The sequence below is a fragment of the Enterococcus sp. DIV0436a genome, from assembly GCF_051711605.1.
GTDB classification, from domain to species: domain Bacteria; phylum Bacillota; class Bacilli; order Lactobacillales; family Enterococcaceae; genus Enterococcus_B; species Enterococcus_B faecium.
Map to the genome: position 1 here is coordinate 516,671 of NZ_JBIONA010000001.1, position 17,321 is coordinate 533,991.

Genomic DNA, 17,321 nt, shown 5'->3' on the forward strand with positions numbered 1-17,321 from the left:
GAAAATTTGAAGCGTTTATCTATCCGAAAGAAAAAAGAAGCAAGATGGGCCTATTTATTTATCTCGCCTTTTATTATCGGGTTCTTGGTATTTATGCTAGGGCCTATGCTTTTTTCAGTTATTGGTAGTTTCACCGATTATAATTTGACATCCAAGATGAATTTCATTGGTCTAGCAAATTTCAAAAGAATGTTCGTTCACGATGATTTATTTTGGAAATCGTTATACAACACCGTTTATTTCGTCATCTTCAATGTACCGCTGACGACGATTTTCAGTGTGTTTTTAGCCACAGTACTCAATCAAAAAATCAAAGGAATCAGTGTATTCCGTACAGCTTTCTATTTACCGGCAGTCTTATCAGGAGTAGCAGTCTACATCTTATGGATGCAGCTGCTTTCTCCATCTGCAGGATTGATCAACACATTTCTGGGCTGGTTCCATATCCCTGGACCAGCTTGGCTGTTTGATCCACAATGGACGAAACCTGCGTTGATTTTGATGAAAATATGGAGTTCTGGAGGAGCAATGCTACTTTACTTAGCTACATTACAAAATGTTCCTAGATCTTTATATGAATCAGCAGAAATCGATGGAGCAGGCGTTTGGGGAAAGTTCAAAAGTATTACTTTGCCATTAATCACTCCTATTATTTTTTACGATGTGATCACCTCTACGATCGGTTCTTTCCAAATTTTTCAAGAAGCTTATGTCATGACGAAAAATGGAACAGGCGGACCTGCAAATTCTTTGCTTTTTTATAATCTGCATATGTGGAACAAGGCGTTCGTAGCTTTTGATATGGGTTATGCGATGGCTATGTCAATGATCCTGTTTCTGATCGTGTTGGTTCTGACGTTTGTCAATTTGAAGATTGCACCTAAGTGGGTCTATTATTCTGGAGGTGACGGCAAATGATGGATTATTTCAAAAAGACCAGTGTGAATCGGCAAACAAAAAAAATACTAAGTTATGTCCTCATGACAGTAATAGGAATCATTTTGATCATTCCATTGCTTTGGATGGTGTTTACTTCATTGAAACCAATGGAAGAAATCGTTCGTTATCCTCCGACCTTTTTCCCAGAAAAAATCGTATGGGAAAACTATCTGGATACGATTGCCGCCTTTCCTTTTTGGCGCTATGCAAGAAATACATTATTCATCACTGTGCTAGTAGTGATCGGTAATGTCCTTTCAAATTCTTTTATTGCTTATGGATTTGCGAAGCTTGATTTTCCTGGGAAAAAGCTGATGTTTGCTTTGGTTCTTTCTACGATGATGATCCCGGGGTTTGTAACGATGATCCCTCAATATGTATTATTCTCCAAGATCGGCTGGGTAGGTACTTATTTGCCCCTGATCGTTCCATCGTTCTTCGGCAATGCGTTCAATATATTTCTGATGCGTCAATTTTACTTATCGATCAATAATGAATTGATCGAAGCTGCTGAAATCGACGGAGCGAATCATTTGTACATTTGGAGTCATTTGATGCTTCCATTGACGAAACCTGCCTTGATTACCATTGCGATCAATTCCTTCAACGCAGCTTGGAATGATTTCTTAGGTCCTCTGTTATATATCCAAGATCAAGAAAAATACACGTTACAGATTGGCTTGCAAGTTTTTCAGAACCAAGCAACGACACAATGGAATTATCTGATGGCAGGAGCAACACTTGTCTTGATCCCGACGATTTTGCTGTTCTTTTTTGCACAACGTTATTTCATTGAAGGGATGGATTTGACAGGATGTTCAAAAGGATGATGAATCGATCGATTGGTAAAAAAGCCAATGATTATTTCTTAGAAATCATTGAATGGATTCCACGTCTTATCCATTTACAGCTACTATGGTTCCTGTGTGTCTTGCCTGTTTTCACATTAGGAACTGCAAGTCGAACAGTTCTGTATATGATTTATCATTACAAAAAAAATGAAGAGAAAAAGCTCGGTTCACTATTCTGGAAAAAGTTTCGTGAGAACTTCTCTCTTTATGGAAAGCAAGATAGTTTAGCAAGTAGTTATTTTCTTCTTTTATTCATCGATTATCGGATTTTCCGCTATTGGGGTGGGGGAATTGGCTATACATTGATGTATACTACGTTGTTTTTGCTTCTATTAAGCGCGCTTCTCTTTAGTTACAAAATCTTGCTTCAACTGGAACAAAAAGAAGCTTCTTGGATTACTGCATTTTTCTTGTTTTTTAATGATTTCAAAAGCGCGCTTTTCTATTTGGCAGGCACGTTGATCCTTCTTGTCGCATTCTGGTTTGCAGGACCAATCTATTTTGCTTTATTAGGTTTCAGTTTCTTGTTTTATTTTCAAGTCCTGCTTTTTATCCATCGTACGCAAGAAAAGGTTCTTAAAAAGGAGGAATAACATGTTGCGTTTGATTGCTAAAATCGATGATAGTATTATCAACAAGTTCGCCAAGCAACGGAAAACGGATAGTCGAAAAATCAATTTTTTGAAATTTATCAGTAATATCTCTAATGGTGGTTTTATTTGGTTGCTCCTTGCTGCTGTTTTAGTCTTGATACCTGATACTAGAGAATATGGTCTAGCCATTCTTATCGGCAGTTTGATCTATTTTTTTGTTGGTTTGCTTTTTATCAAAAAAACGACAAGACGGAAAAGACCTTATGAAAAAAATCGTCGGCTTGTCCTTTACACAAGTAAACCGAAGACTTCTTCTTTTCCTTCAGGACATACAGCGCTAGCCTTTTTATCAGTAGCTGCGTTGTTCGAATTAAGTCCGGTTGCAGGAATATTAGCCTTTTTATTTGCTTGTTTGATCGCTTATTCGAGGATTTTTTTACTTTTACATTATCCTACTGACATTTTAGGAGGAGCTATTTTAGGAAGTGTTATTGGCATCCTATGCGCTGCCGTTATCTGAATTAATTGTACGAATAAAGCATGAGTGCGTAAATGCGCATTTGTGCTTTATTTTTTTGTTTCGAGGAAAGCGTAGTTGTTTATTCATTTGTCTTAATAACTTAAGTTTTGTTAAATGAGAACGTTATAAAATTTTATAATTTAATTTTAATAATAAACGTTGTATAATAGGTGTTTTTTAACTAAAAAGGATATCATTTGATTTAAAATTAAAATTAAATTAAATTATAATTAGATGGGCATTGTTTTGTTGATTGTTGTGAAAGAAGACAAATATTTTTGAAAGGAGTATAAGGATGTGAAAGGGTTAAAATTGAAGCTTTTGCAGTTAGTAACTGTCAGTTTGCTATTTGGACCATATTTCCAGTCAGTCTATCATATGACGACACTGGATGTAGCTGCTGAGTCAACAGAAACAAAGGAGGATGAGGTATTCTTAGATGAGGACTATGCAAAAATTGAAGGGAAGTATATTGAAAAAGAAGAAACCCTTGAATGGCATCTGGCTTTTGAAAAAAAGGAAAGTGCCAATGAAGGTAGAATACGTTTAGCAATCGATGCGGCAGCCGCCGGGATTGGTACCGTAAAAAACGTTCGTGGAACAGGTCTATCCTCCTATGATGAAGATGGAGAAGACCTAAAAGTCGAGACGATCGATGGTCAAGAATGGTATGTCGGAAAAGTTTATTCAAAAGAAGCAGAAACCGGCACATTGATTTTTGAAACAGAAAAGATCCCCGATGTGAACGAAGGGGAACTACCTCTTCAAGTGGTGGTTGATGAAAGAATAGATAATCAAGAATTACAAGAAAATGAAACTGATACAGAAGATTCCGCTGAAATTCAACGTAGCGAAGAAAATGAGATGGAAAAGCTGGACGAACCAATCGTACCCAGCGGTCAAGCACTCCAGCGCATTCAACGCCAGTTATTCAACGGTATTTTGGAGCGTCTTGGGCCAACAGCTACGCAAGACCCCTATGAATATATCTATCCTAGCGGAGAAGTTGAAAACGAACAGCATCGCTACCCGAAATTTACAACGAATGACTATACAAAAGTGTTAGGAAATTGGACACAAAGCAATGAACGCTATCAAGGAGACAAAGGCTCGCCATATGACGGAGAGAACTTGATCGATGATAGTGATTATACAAACGGGGGAGCGAACTGGCGAAATTACGACTATGCTACTAATAATGGATCAACTGCAGGCGAAGAAGATAGAAACGTTCCAGCTCAAACCGTTCAGCTTTGGGGAAATGAACGGAATTTTGAAAACAGTTACTTGGATTATAACGGGGCGTACATCAAAAAATGGGTAGAACCTGTTCTGCCAAGCAGCACAGCATCTGATCTACATCCTGAAGATGCAACAACCCTTTACAATGTCTATCTAGATGTCATCGGGGGCGAGAAAAAGGAAATCAGTCCAATCGATATCGTTTTTGTTCTAGATAAGTCAGCGAGTATGAGTGAATTAACCGCTGGGACCAATAGTCAAACTAAAAATGCTGCGTTGATTGAGGCAGTAAACGAAATGAGTAAAGATCTGCTCTCTGACCCGAGTCTGGATATTCGAATCGGTATGGTGAATTTTTACCATAATAGTACAGCTATCAATAACCATGAGCAAATCAGTTCGGACATCTTTCCATTGACAAATGATATCAATCGTTTGACGGGAAGTGAGAATACAGCATTAAATCGTACACCAATCGGAGGAACTCCGCTTACACTAGGGCTTAAAAATGGCTATGAAACATTGTATAAAGACAATGGCGGAGAAAATAGAAATCCAGAAAAAATCCTGATCGTTGTGGGAGATGGGACACCGACCTTCAGTTATGCACCGATTCAGTCAAGTTATCGTACGAGCACTAATGGAGCTTGGAGCAACTGGACTGTGATGGAAGATAAGATTGCTGAAGATAATGGCGTTTTGTTCAGAAATTTTGAGGAGTTTTCTGGGAATACTTCTAATGCAGGGTTTACTCATCCAGTTACCTATGCATCTGACTTTAACCGTCCAGAAGATGAAGTAAATGTACACTATCGTTATGGAGAGGTAAAAGAAGGAGATAATAAAGCGACTCACTGGGTTGGTGATGGTTCTTCTAATAACAATACGAATGGCAGTCCTACTTCGCAAGAAAAGTCATCTGCGATCAACACAGTTGCTTATCATCATTGGCTGAAAAACAAGTATCAAGAGAACCCGCCAAGTATCTTCTCCATTGGTTTAGGAATCGATGGAAACGTTAGCGGGAGACAACGACTAGATGCTATTGGACGAAATGTATTGAAAAATATTGCTGATTTAGAAGAAGATGGCGTAACACCGCGATATTACAATGCGAACAACAAGAATGACATTGTTACAGCCTTGGAGGATATCTCTTCTACCTTCAAGAGAACGATCCAGCAAGCCACACTTTATGATGAAACTGGTTTTAATGTCTCACCATTTGGAGCTGGCAGATCGGCAGATATTCAGTTTTACCATCTAGATCCAGGAGAAAATGGCATGAAGTACCAAGAGCCAGAAATATGGGATGAAGAACGTCATGGACAAGCCCCACCAGAAGTAGTGGCGACTCCGACAACGTATGTCGGACGGGAAAATCAAGCTTATAAATTTTCTCCGATTTCTTTAGGTGAAGGGGAAATGGTCAGGATCAAGTACCAAGTAAAACTTGATGCGGGAGCTCAAGACGGAAATTTTTACACAGTGAACAATATGGCCTATATTCAGAACCTGGAGGATTATGAGAATGATATCACTACTGGACGGATGTATTTCCCATCTCCTTCCATTCGTTACGAACATAAAGGCCGTAATTTCCAAGTCAGCAAGAAGGGTCAAAATGGCGAGCCGTTGGCTGGAGTCGAATTTGCATTATATGACCAAAATCCAGAGAGTGGGGAAGCCAAACCAATCGAAACAAGTAAAACTACCACGGACGGAATAGCGATCTTTGAAACGAAGATGCCGATTTTAGGAGATGAAACTGGAGCAGTCAGCGACATATTTTGGATCAGAGAGATCGCTGGACCACCACGTTATCAGTTAGTAGATGAGACGTATCAATTCCAAATCAAAAAATATGCAGCCAACGAAGATGAGATGTTAGGTCACTACGAGCTTGTAGATGAATATACATCTGGTTCGAGAGTCGGCGGACCGGAAGGTAAAGATCCGAATTCCTATTATGAAGGAGAATATCACAAGCTTTCTGTTGTACAAGAGCCCAACATAGAAGGCACAGAGTATGATGAGTTGTATGTCAAACTGGAAATGCGAAATGAATTCAAGCCAATCCACATGAACATCAATAAACTAATTGAAGGAAGTAATATGCCAATCAATGGCGCAGAGTTTGAACTTTATGAAACAGATGGTAACGGACTGGAAATCGGATATCCAGTAGCGAAAGGGCTTTCTGGCGTGAACGAAGTGGAGGAAGAGAAAGGGAGGCTCACGTTCTATTCAGTAGATGAAGACGGGAAATATGTAATCGTGGATGGTGAGAAAGTTATTCATCCAATCGGAGAGCCAGATTCATTTGTTTATAAGGATAGTGAAGAAACTACCAACTATGCAGAATACAAAATCATTGAGAGCCAGAACCCAGAAGGTTTCAAAGAACCTGACGAAAATGACACATGGATCTTGCGACTTTACGATAATGGTATAGGGACTATCCAGCTCAAGCAGACAGGTGAAGAAAATTGGCAATATCTCACGTATACAACAGATGAAGAGGATCGTTTATGGGTAGCATTCACTGCTTACAATACGTTTGATTATCGGGAGATCCGAGTGAGAAAATTAGACCATGAAGGCCATACATTAGATGGTGCAGGTTTCGATATCAGGAAAGTGGGGGATTCTTCCTTCCCGCTGTATCGAGCATACACTGGTAATCCGTTAGAACCAGAAGAATCGAAACGTTTGCCTGGGATCGGATACTTCTATTCTCGTGCCGTAGGAGTAGAAAAGTATGTCGATTTAAATTACGACCAACCTCTGCATCTGTCTATCGGTGAATATGAGGTCTCGGAATCTGTCGCACCAAATGGGTATCGGCTATCTGATCAAGTGTTCCAGTTTGCACTGAATGAAGAAGGTAAGTTTATCATTGAAGATACGGTCATCGAAGACGAAACTGCTCCCTTGCCGGAAGGCTATGAAATCATCGATGGTGTACTACAAGTAACCTTAGAAGATGAACTAGCGCCAATCGATTTGGAACTTTTGAAAATTGACAGTATGAATAGCCGACGTCTTGAAGGCGCAGAATTTTCAATTGAGAAACAAAATAGTGCAGGAGAGTATGAAATCATCGAGGGAGGCTTGGCACCAGATCCAAACGATTCTTCCCTATTCAATGCTTCAGACTTGTTGGAAGGGGTCTATCGGATCAAGGAAGTGAAGTCACCTGACAGCTATAGAAAACTTCCAGGTTACTTTATTTTAGAAATTAGTTATCGAGAAGAACCTGACATAGAAAATGATCGGGTAGTTCCAGGAAAAGAAGCGGGTACACTAAAAGTTGAGATTTCGTATTATCCAAACGAAGAAGCAGAGACGCCTGATCTACAGCAAGAGTTAGAATATGAACTTTTGGAGACAAATCGAATCAGATTACAGCTTAGTGTCGGGAACGATCCTGAAAATCCGTTGCCTGCTACAGGAGGATCCGGACGATTATTCTATATCCTGCTTGCTGCATTCTTCATGGCGCTTGCAGGAGCAGCCTATGGTTTGTTTGTCAGACAATCTAAAAAGGAGGGGGCAAGGTAATGAAAAAAGCTGTTGTGTTTGATGCTTCAATTACTTGTTTTACTACCGCTTGCAGCAGTCCTTCTTCCACAGGCGATGTCGGCAGAAGAATCAGGGGAAGATGTCGTGGAATTCGTGTTGCATAAACGGATGATTCGAGATATCGATTATAACGATCAATTTGAATACCATGAAAATGATGGCTTGGCTATCTCTGAGGAAGCAGGGGAAACAGCAGATATCATTTCACAGACGGTGCCACTAAATGGAGCGACATTTGCCATTTACGACATGACCGATTATTATCATGAAAAAAAAGCTGCTGAAAACATGACTCCTAAAGAATTCGTCCAGCAAATCGCTGAAACGAACAGAAACAATATCCGTCAGCTAATCACAGAAGAAAGGCTTGTCCAAATAGGGACTTCGGTAACAACTGGGAAAGATACGGTTGGCGGATTAGGAGACGGGATTGCACGTATCAAAGCACCTAAGAAAAACCAAGATCGGGATGCAGTTTATTTGATTTTCGAAGAATCGATTGATCCAGAAGTTGGATTGGATGTTGATATCGATCAGACAGCCATCCCAATTGCTGCTATTTTGCCAATTTATCACCCGACAGAATCAACCGAGGAACTGCAAGAGATTCATATCTATCCTAAAAATGTCGGTTATCTAAGAGATCCATACTTCTTCAAGTATGGACGTCAAAGAGGAACAACTGAAAAAGGAAAACCATTAGAAGGTGCTGTTTTTGCTCTATATCAGATGATAGAAGGGGAGAAATATTATTTAGATATGGCTCCTGCTAATGACTTGAAAAATCAATGGATCAAACCAGCAGACAATGATCCTTTGAATGACAAAAATGTAAGCAAATTCATTTCGGATAAAGAGGGCCTTGTTACGACAGGACAACGTTTCTTGCCTTCTGGCACCTATTATTTTGAAGAATTAAAAGGTGTGGAAGGTTACGAGATGGATGAAGCAAGTAAGAGAATCGAGGTCATCATCCCTGAATTTTGGGTGGATGCAAAAGGCCAACCACAATATGTAGTAGTTAACGGACAGGAGATGGCTGAATTAGAATCCGGGAAAGTTCCAGTCTCTGCCTATGAATCCGCAACACCACGTGTTTATAACGAGACCGTAAAAGAAACAACGGACAAACCGAAAGAGCCGAGTGGTCCAAGCAATCCAGGTCAATCAGGAAAATGGTCCGTATTCCCGCAAACGAATGAAGCAAGAACGTTGATTTCTTTACTAGGAATTCTTTTATTGTTAGGTGCTGTTTTATTAATAAAAAAAGAACGGGGAGAAAAAAATGATTGTCACGGGAATGAGTGTACTGTTACTCGTTACTGCGGGAATAGGGATTTTCGGGAACGGAAAACTAGTCAAAGCCGAAGAAGTCGCACAAAAACCAAGTGAAGTGACGATTACATTACACAAAAAAGGTTTCTCATCTGTTCCGGAAGAACGACCGAATAGCGGATTGGTTTCTACGGATTTTGGTGAAGAAAATATTCCAGGAGTCGATTTTGATTTGTTTGACGTAACGGAAGTATATTACGATTTGATTCGAGATAATCCTTTAACACCGGAACGAGAAGACGGTCTTAATTCTGCCGAAGCGATTGAATGGATTCAAAAACGGCACACAGAAAGTTGGTTTTTAAAATATCGACTGACAAGTATTGACAAACAAACAACGAATGAAGCTGGAGAAGCGGTATTTTCTACCGTCCAAGTGACGGAAGAAGCACCTTCTTCTAGAGATAAAGTCTATCTTTTCTTAGAAACTTATTCGCCAGCTCATATTTCCAGAATCGCGTCTCCAATGGTTGTTATGATGCCAGTGATGATGCCTGATATGGTGGATGGTGTGTGGGATGGTTCTACATGGAAAGACACATACAATACAGATGTGCATTTGTATCCGAAAAACGAAATCAGAGAAGCAGATAAACAGATGAATGTAGAGGAAAGCGACCTTAGACAAGTAACGATTATTAATGAAGCTGGAGAACAAGAAACGATTTCTTATATTGATCTAGAAAGAGGAAAAACGGCTTCTTACACGATCACAGCACCTATTCCTTATTTCATCGATTCTGTCCTTGAAAACGGAAGCGCTGTTATCAAAAATTACAAAATCACAGATACGCCTACAGTTGGTCTAACTTATTATGATCAGGAAATAGAAGTGCGAGCCGGCGAGACGATTTTAACAAAAGGACAAGATTATATAGTAGAAGTAGTAAACAACGGGTTTGTCGTGACGATTTTGACAGAAGAAAATGGAGTAGCCAAAGTAGATACTTTAGGTAGATTAGCAGATGCACGTGGAGGAGATTTAACGATCACGTATAATTTGAAGGTTTCCACAGAACTAGAAGCGGATGATTTCCATAACAACACAGCGGTTATTGAAATCGGACGAAATGATGAATTTGATTATGAAGAAGGAGTAGAGCCGCCAGAGAAAGTCACAACAGGTGGAAGAAAGTTTGAAAAATATGATGCATCAAGCAGTGAATTGCTTAAAGATGCAAGATTCGAATTGTGGAATGAAGACCGTTCTGAATACGCAATATTTTATAAAGGGGAGTCGCCTTTAGCTGTTTATGAATCAGGAGCAGATAGAATTGAGTGGGCAACAAGCGGACAAGCAACAGAATTTGTCGCAGATGGAAATGGATACTTTGAGGTTCAAGGGTTAGATTATGGAACCTATCAAATGAAAGAGACCATGGCGCCAGAAGGTTATGTACTTCCAACAGGTGAGGCAGCCTTTACTGAATTTATCATCTCTTATGGAAGCTATAATGAAGAAATTCAGATCGTAGGAGTAGAAAATCCAGGGCCAGAAAGAGTACCGAATATGAAACGCGGGTCACTTCCTGCTACTGGTGGGAACGGGCTCTTGGCATTCTTACTAATCGGAATAAGTTTGATGATTGGAGCGTACAGCTGGTACCGTAAATCTAAAATGAAGTCTGAAGTATAAGCAACAAAAATAAGCTGCAGCAATCGGTTTTATAAAGGTTGCTGCAGTTTTTTTAAATAAGAAGGTGAAGAAAATGAAAAAGAAAACAGGTAATAGACCTCAAACCCAAATCAGTCTTTTATTACAATTATTTATGGCAGTGATGTTTCTTGCCGGAGCTGCAGTTTTTACATATCCATTTTTAGCAGATGCTCTCAGCAATTATTTGGATCAAAGAAGGATCGAGAATTATCAAAAGCAGCTTGAACGCGATAAAGAAGAAAAACATGAGCAACAATTAGCAGTGCATGAAAAGAAAAATCAGACGCTTGCTCATACATCAGTAATCCCAGGAATGGGACAAGTCAAAGATCCTTTTGAGCAAGCGGTTAGAAATGTCCAAAATCCAGGAAAAGAATATTACGAACAACATATGATCGGAGCCATCTATATTCCGAAAATCAATGTTAGCTTGCCTTTATTTGATGAAACGAATGATCTTTTGTTAGATAGAGGAGCGACAGTCCTGCAAGGCACCTCTTTTCCAACTGGAGGAGAGAGTACACATTCCGTGATTACCGCCCATAGCGGTATTGCTGAGAAAAAACTCTTTACGGATCTTGAAGAAATGGAGCAAGATGACCGATTCTATCTTGAAGTGTATGGTCGGATGCTCGCTTATGAAGTCGTTGAGAAAATTGTTGTCCTTCCAACAAAAACAAATACATTAGCAATCAGAGAAAAGCAGGATCTAGTCACACTTATCACTTGTACACCTTACACCGTGAACACTCACCGATTACTAGTGACAGGAAGGCGAGTTCCCTTTACAGAAGAAGTCTCTTCAAAGATAGAACAGACAAAAAAATACCATCTTTATCGATTACTTATACTCCTTCTAGGTATATTGCTAGTGCTAACGCTTTTCGGTTATTGGTGTTATCGAAAATTTAAAAGACAAAAACAACTAAGGAAAAATAACAGATAATAGACCAATTATTAAGAATAACATAATAAATTTAAGCTGCTTGGAAGAGACAAACGCGATTAAATCGCATATTTCCAGTTTTTTTTAACGTTTGCTAAAATGACATTTTCCAGGTAAGCCAACTTGTTTCACAAGGGCTTCTTTGATATTGTAGTAGCAAGAAGAAAGATGGAGGGATTTTTTATGGCAAAAATCATGGTAGTCGAAGACGAAGAGATCATTCGACAATTGATCATGGAGGAACTTGAGAAATGGCAATTTGAAACCTTTGGAACGACCGATTTCAATCAAGTGTTCTCAGACTTTGAAAGAGAAGAACCACAGCTTGTATTACTAGATATTAATCTTCCCGTTTTGGATGGCTATTATTGGTGTCAAAAAATACGTGAAGTATCGAAAGTACCGATCATTTTTATCTCCAGCAGGAATACGAATATGGATATGATCATGGCTATGAACATGGGGGCAGATGATTTTGTGACAAAACCTTTCCAAATCGATGTACTGATTGCAAAAATCAATGCATTACTTCGCCGTTCTTACAACTACACAGAATTATCTAGTGAAATGATGAGCCACAATGGCATTACGTTGAATGTTGACAACGGAAGTATGGAAATCAACGGAGAGATCATTGATTTGAGCAAAAATGAATATCGTCTATTATTTATTTTGATGAAGCACAATGGAAAGATCTTAAGTCGGGAAAAATTGCTGCGAGCACTGTGGGATGACGAACGATTTGTAGATGACAATACATTGACAGTCAACATAAATCGGTTACGCCGAAAAATCGAACAGGCAGGTATCCAAGGATATATCGAAACAAAAGTAGGACAGGGATATATCGTTCCCTGAAAGGATGAGCGGTTAAGATGAATTTTTTTAAATATTTGAAAGATCAGTGGACATTGATCTTGGGATGGCTGTTTTTTATTGCATTGACGATCTTTGTGATGTGGCTGGCGCCAAACATCAAAGTGGATTTGAGCACAATTGCTTATTTAGCTTTGATTGAGGGCGTCTTTCTGATTTTTTATCTGCTGGGTGGTTACTTGAGCAAGAGAAGATGGTGGGGAAAATTAGCCGACATACAAAAAACTTCCCCTTTGCAAAACTATTTGAGCGGTGGACGAACAGAAGAAGAAAAACTTGTGGAAGAATATATCAATCAGCTGATCCGTGAACACCAAGAAGTAATGCAATCAGCAATCAGTAATCAACAAGACCAAAAAGATTATATTGACTCATGGGTCCATGAAATCAAAGTGCCACTTTCCGCTTCTAAATTGCTAGTTCGTTCGATCGAGTTCGATATTGACGATCAAAAGTATACATTACTAGAAAATGAATTATCAAAAATCGATGAATACGTAGAACAAGTTTTGTATTATGCAAGACTCGACAGTTTCTCGCGGGACTACCTCATCCAAGAATATGGACTAAAAGGAATCATTCAGCCTGTGATACGCAGTCAGGCAAATTATTTTATCCAAAAAAATATTCGCTACGAGATTGTTGGTGAGGATCATACTGTTTTGACCGATGCTAAATGGATCGCTTTTATCTTCAACCAATTGCTTAGTAATGCCATCAAATATACGCCGGATCACGGAAACATCATTGTGAGCATAGAAAAGGAAGCACAAGGAGTCAGCCTTTCAGTTAAAGATTCAGGGATCGGTATCCCAGCGGAAGACTTGAAACGGATCTTTGATAAGGGATTTACTGGGAGAAATGGTCGACTTAGCAAAACACATTCAACAGGATTAGGACTTTATTTAGCAAAAAATCTGGCCGAAAAATTAGGTATCCATTTGACGGCTGAATCAACTGAAGGAAAAGGGACAACAATGACTTTATTTTTCCCAATCTTAAATTTTTATAATGAAAAACGTTAGAAAATCGTTAGAAACGAAAAAAAGTGCTTGTGTTGTTAACGTTTTCGCTGATAAGTTTCTTATCATGTGAAATAAAAGGAGATTGGTTATGGAAATTTTAATAGCATTAGTCCCTATGTTGGCATGGGGTAGTATTGGTTTAGTAAGTGGTAAAATTGGTGGCGATGCCAATCAACAAACACTAGGAATGACGATCGGTGCATTTCTGTTTTCTTTAGTTGTCTTTTTCGTTGTTAGTCCTGTAATCACCCCTTGGATTTTCTTGATCGGATTTTTATCCGGCTTAGCTTGGAGTGTTGGACAAAATGGACAGTTCCATGGAATGAAGTACATGGGTGTTTCTGTAGGGTTACCATTGTCTACTGGTTTTCAATTAATTTTGAATACGATTGCGGGAGCCGTTTTCTTCCATGAATGGACACAAACGAAAGATTATGTATACGGTATTATTGCTTTAGCTCTTCTTGTAAGCGGTGCGTATTTGACTGCCCGACAAGATGACGAAGGAAAAATAGATACAGATAATAAAATGCTTGATTTTGGTAAGGGTTTTAGAGCATTGATCTTCTCTACGATTGGTTATGGTGTATATACCATCATCGTCAACTGGGCGAATTTGGATGCGATGTCAATTATCTTACCTCAAAGTATCGGAATGATCTTAGGCGCAAGCTTCTTTGCTTTCCGTAAAGTTAAAGTCGATCAGTTTGTGTGGAAAAACATGATCTGTGGATTATTATGGGGCTTAGGAAACATCTGCATGCTTCTAACAGTCAAATCACTTGGTTTAGCTGTTGGCTTCTCACTTTCACAAATGGGGATCATTATCTCTACTTTAGGTGGGATTTTCATCCTTGGCGAAAGAAAAACGAAAAAAGAGCTCATTTATGTTATTGTTGGTTGCCTTTTAGTCATTTTAGGTGGTATCCTTTTAGGGTATATGAAAACAGTTTAATCGCTGTTTTCCAACCTAAAATGGGGAGGAACTTCAATGGATTTGTTTCGTAAGAAAGAGATCAATCTCAATCATACGAGTGAGATGAAAAAAGAACTAAAAACGTCTGATTTGATCATGCTTGGAATTGGTGCGATCATCGGTACGGGAATATTTGTGGTGACAGGGGTTGCGGCCAATCAAAATGCTGGTCCAGCACTGTCACTTTCATTTGTCTTAGCTGCAATCGTTGTCATTTTGTCTGGACTAAGTTTCGCAGAATTTGCTTCGCGAGTGCCAGTGATTGGTGGGCCATATGCCTATCTGTATGTTGTATTTGGTGAATTTGCTGCCTGGCTGACAGGGTGGTTGTTGATCGGGGAATTTTTACTAGCAGTTTCCTCTGTTGCTTCCGGATGGTCTGGCTATATGCAAGGTTTTTTGAAAAGTTTAGGGGCCGAACTTCCACAAGCATTAACTGGCGGGTACAATCCGGAAAATGGTACATACATTGACTTGATTGCGGTGCTCGTAGTGATATTCGTCACTTACATCGTGTCGCTTGAAGCCAAGAAAGCATTACGTTTGAATAATGCCATGGTATATGTCAAATTTGGTATCATCGCGTTGTTTATCATTGTAGGAATATTTTTCGTTAAACCTGATAACTGGCAGCCATTCATGCCTTTTGGTTTTTCCGGTGTGCTAGATGGTGCAGCTCTTGTGTTTTTTGCTTTCTTGGGATTTGATGCCGTTGCAATGGCAGCCGAGGAAGTCAAAAACCCGCAAAAAGATGTGCCAAGAGGAATCATTGGTTCGATACTGATTGCTACTGTCCTTTACATCATCGTGACGCTGATCTTGACAGGAATCGTTCCGTATACTGAACTAGGAGTCAATGACCCAGTGGCTTTTGCAATGAGGTATGTAGGACATGGAACAGTGGGCGCGGTGATCGCTGTAGGGGCAATTTTAACGCTACTGACGGTAACGATCTCGATGATGTATTCACTTGCTCGTTTACTGTTTGCTGTCAGCAAGGATGGCTTACTTCCTAAGTTTATGACAGAAATCGATCAAAAGCATCGTACACCGAAAAAAGCGACTTATGCCGCTGGTGTGGCAGCTGTATTCTTTGCCGGATTTTTCCCATTGAATGTATTAGCGGAACTAACGAATATCATGGCGCTCGCCTATTTGATGCTTGTTAGTCTAGGCTTACTGAAGTTGAGAAAAATGTTTGGCAAACCAAAAGCTGGAGAATTCAAAGTGCCATTCGTTCCGCTATTGCCAATCGTCTCCATCTTGACTTGTATTGTATTGATGCTTCGTCTGCAAACTGTGACATGGATCGTGTTCGGTATCGTAATGGTTATTGGACTGATCATTTATTTTGGCTATGGCTATGGACACAGCAAGATGAATGAGAAATAGACTCCAATGGAGAAGTTAGAAGAAAGATAAGAAAAACGCCCATCAACAGTTGTAATAAACTGTTGTTGGGCGTTTGTTTTAGTAACAAGCGAAAGGTGATCTATTGGGTTAAATCCAACAGTTTTTGTTTCAGATCTTCTTCCATGTGTCCAAGCTCTACTTCTGCATGACGACGTTTTTCTTTTCCTTCTTTTTGGATACGCAATGTCTCTTGGATTGTTTCGATCAAATCATTTTGAGTGGTTTGAAGGGTCTCGATATCCACGATTCCACGTTCATTTTCTTTCGCTGTTTCGATGGCTGAGATTTTCAGCATTTCTGAATTTTTCTTCAATAAGTCGTTTGTTGTTTCAGAGACTTGGCGTTGAGCAGTTACTGCATCTTTTTGACGAAGCAAGGTCAATGCGATCACGACTTGGTTTTTCCACAGCGGAATGGCTGTAGCGATAGATGCTTGGATCTTTTCAGCCAAGGCCTGATTTGTGTTTTGGATCAAACGGATTTGTGGTGCTTGCTGGATCGTGATCTGTCTAGCTAAGCGAAGATCATGCGTACGTTTATCCAGACGATCTAGGAATTGCGTGTAATCATTGGCAATCTGAACATCCATCTGATCGCCAGTTTCTTCTGCTCTTTTCATCGCTTCTGGAATGATCGTTGTTTGAAGTTCTTCCATTTTCAATTCTCCAGCAGCGATATAAATATTCAGTGCATCAAAGTAGTCTTTGTTTTTCTGGTAAAGCTGTTCTAACATCAGATTATCTTTTAGCAGACCGTCTTTTTCTTTATCTAATTTCACTGAAATCTTGTCAATTTGTGCACCAATCTTTTGATATTTTGCTGTCACTTCATAGATCGATTGTTTGACCTTCCCGAAGACACGCTGGAAGATGTTCCCTTCTCCGGCACGCAGTTCGTCAGGATTGGCTTCTTGGAGACGATACATCAGTTCAGTTAAGGAATCTCCTACAGGACCAATATCTTGTGCTTGCACATGATTCAACATCGATTGTGAGAATTCACTTAATTTTGCTTGGGCAGCCGATCCGTAGCTGATGACAGACTGTGCATCATTAGCATCGATTTTTGCTGCTAGCTGTTTAGCTTGTTCTTGGCGTTCCGCCGGTAGTTTGTCAATTAAACGAGCAGCTGTCTGTTGCTCTTGGAGCTGATCAATCTCCGCTTGTTGTGAAGTGGTCAGCGTATCTGTTGGAGTTGAAAACGGGTTGTTCAATAAATCTTCAAGTGTATCGTTAACTGGTGTAACATCTTTTGTTTCAGTCGGTTTATGATCCATAAAAAATTCCTCCTTGTTGAATCTGTTCTCGATTCTTACATGAATGTCTCTACTTTAGAAAAAGTACTCGAAACAGCCAGACATCAT

General features: G+C 39.5%; 12 protein-coding genes and 1 pseudogene. 12 read left to right on the top strand and 1 reads right to left on the bottom strand.

Annotation, left to right across the window (positions count from 1 at the left end):
- Positions 1 to 6: 6 nt before the first annotated feature.
- The 12 genes and pseudogenes from IGL15_RS02440 (at position 7) to IGL15_RS02495 (ending at position 15,937) form a co-directional block, all read left to right on the top strand.
- Positions 7 to 918 (top strand): carbohydrate ABC transporter permease, encoded by a 912-nt coding sequence (locus IGL15_RS02440; RefSeq protein WP_081156409.1) that lies wholly within the window; start codon positions 7 to 9, stop codon positions 916 to 918.
- On the top strand, positions 915 to 1,769 hold the full coding sequence (locus IGL15_RS02445; RefSeq protein ID WP_104765202.1) for a carbohydrate ABC transporter permease: 855 nt from the start codon (positions 915 to 917) through the stop codon (positions 1,767 to 1,769). The genes IGL15_RS02440 and IGL15_RS02445 overlap by 4 nt, the downstream gene beginning before the upstream one ends.
- The gene (locus IGL15_RS02450) at positions 1,766 to 2,383 is read left to right on the top strand and encodes a YesL family protein (RefSeq protein ID WP_002339120.1); all 618 of its coding nucleotides are present in this window, start codon (positions 1,766 to 1,768) and stop codon (positions 2,381 to 2,383) included. The genes IGL15_RS02445 and IGL15_RS02450 overlap by 4 nt, the downstream gene beginning before the upstream one ends.
- Position 2,384: 1 nt before the next feature.
- Entirely contained in the window at positions 2,385 to 2,903 is a 519-nt protein-coding gene (locus IGL15_RS02455; protein WP_002286782.1) for a phosphatase PAP2 family protein, read from the top strand.
- Positions 2,904 to 3,200: 297 nt separating this feature from the next.
- Complete coding sequence (locus IGL15_RS02460; RefSeq protein ID WP_181045216.1) at positions 3,201 to 7,709, top strand: VWA domain-containing protein; 4,509 nt, start codon at positions 3,201 to 3,203, stop codon at positions 7,707 to 7,709.
- Positions 7,710 to 7,730: 21 nt separating this feature from the next.
- Positions 7,731 to 9,020, top strand: a pseudogene (locus tag IGL15_RS02465) (pilin N-terminal domain-containing protein); the annotation flags it as partial.
- Positions 9,016 to 10,701, top strand: coding sequence for a SpaH/EbpB family LPXTG-anchored major pilin (locus IGL15_RS02470; protein WP_104765201.1), 1,686 nt, complete (start codon positions 9,016 to 9,018; stop codon positions 10,699 to 10,701). The pseudogene IGL15_RS02465 and the gene IGL15_RS02470, both read left to right, overlap by 5 nt.
- A 73-nt stretch (positions 10,702 to 10,774) precedes the next feature.
- Entirely contained in the window at positions 10,775 to 11,668 is an 894-nt protein-coding gene (locus IGL15_RS02475) for a class C sortase (protein ID WP_002326335.1), read from the top strand.
- A gap of 183 nt (positions 11,669 to 11,851) precedes the next feature.
- The gene (gene sapR / locus IGL15_RS02480; protein WP_002291233.1) at positions 11,852 to 12,526 is read left to right on the top strand and encodes a two-component system response regulator SapR; all 675 of its coding nucleotides are present in this window, start codon (positions 11,852 to 11,854) and stop codon (positions 12,524 to 12,526) included.
- 17 nt (positions 12,527 to 12,543) lie between these two features.
- A complete protein-coding gene (sapS, locus tag IGL15_RS02485) occupies positions 12,544 to 13,569 on the top strand; it encodes a two-component system sensor histidine kinase SapS (RefSeq protein ID WP_002286770.1) in 1,026 nt (341 codons plus the stop codon).
- A gap of 88 nt (positions 13,570 to 13,657) precedes the next feature.
- Positions 13,658 to 14,524, top strand: a complete 867-nt coding sequence (locus IGL15_RS02490) for a GRP family sugar transporter (RefSeq protein ID WP_002286769.1) — start codon at positions 13,658 to 13,660, stop codon at positions 14,522 to 14,524.
- A 36-nt stretch (positions 14,525 to 14,560) separates the two neighbouring features.
- Entirely contained in the window at positions 14,561 to 15,937 is a 1,377-nt protein-coding gene (locus tag IGL15_RS02495; RefSeq protein ID WP_002286768.1) for an amino acid permease, read from the top strand.
- Positions 15,938 to 16,037: 100 nt separating this feature from the next.
- Here the strand turns inward: IGL15_RS02495 and IGL15_RS02500 are convergent, their stop codons facing one another.
- Positions 16,038 to 17,234 (bottom strand): toxic anion resistance protein, encoded by a 1,197-nt coding sequence (locus IGL15_RS02500; RefSeq protein ID WP_002286766.1) that lies wholly within the window; start codon positions 17,232 to 17,234, stop codon positions 16,038 to 16,040.
- Positions 17,235 to 17,321 lie beyond the last annotated feature (87 nt).